Source organism: Clostridium sartagoforme AAU1, from assembly GCF_000401215.1.
In the GTDB taxonomy this organism is placed as follows: Bacteria; Bacillota; Clostridia; order Clostridiales; family Clostridiaceae; genus Clostridium; species Clostridium sartagoforme.
The window spans coordinates 1-480 of sequence record NZ_ASRV01000287.1; the positions used below are offsets into that span (position 1 = coordinate 1).

Here is a 480-nt window from a genome sequence, read left to right on the forward strand (position 1 = left end):
ACAGGTTCGATCCCTGTTGTTTCCACCATATTTGGCTCAGTAGCTCAGTTGGTTAGAGTGCCGGCCTGTCACGCCGGAGGTCGAGGGTTCGAGCCCCTTCTGAGTCGCCACTTTAAAGTGATAAAAATTTATATGGCTCCTTGGTCAAGCGGTCAAGACACCACCCTTTCACGGTGGTAACAGGGGTTCGATTCCCCTAGGAGTCACCAGCATGGAAGCATAGCTCAGCTGGGAGAGCATCTGCCTTACAAGCAGAGGGTCACAGGTTCGATCCCTGTTGTTTCCACCATATTTGGCTCAGTAGCTCAGTTGGTTAGAGTGCCGGCCTGTCACGCCGGAGGTCGAGGGTTCGAGCCCCTTCTGAGTCGCCACTTTAAGTGAAGAATTATGTTATGTGCTGGCATGGCTCAACGGTAGAGCAGCTGACTTGTAATCAGCAGGTTGTAGGTTCGATTCCTATTGCCAGCTCCAATTTTATAT

At 51.2% G+C, this 480-nt stretch carries 5 tRNA genes; all 5 read left to right on the forward strand.

From position 1 onward, the window contains the following. Positions 1–33 precede the first annotated feature (33 nt). The 5 genes from A500_RS19140 to A500_RS19160 all read left to right on the forward strand — a co-directional run bounded on the left by A500_RS19140 (position 34) and on the right by A500_RS19160 (position 471). Positions 34–110, forward strand: a tRNA-Asp gene (locus A500_RS19140). 24 nt (positions 111–134) lie between these two features. Further along, positions 135–209, forward strand: a tRNA-Glu gene (locus A500_RS19145). Positions 210–213: 4 nt separating this feature from the next. After that, positions 214–289: transfer RNA gene (locus A500_RS19150), tRNA-Val, on the forward strand. A gap of 5 nt (positions 290–294) precedes the next feature. Continuing rightward, positions 295–371: transfer RNA gene (locus tag A500_RS19155), tRNA-Asp, on the forward strand. Between the two features lie 25 nt (positions 372–396). Then, positions 397–471, forward strand: a tRNA-Thr gene (locus A500_RS19160). Positions 472–480 lie beyond the last annotated feature (9 nt).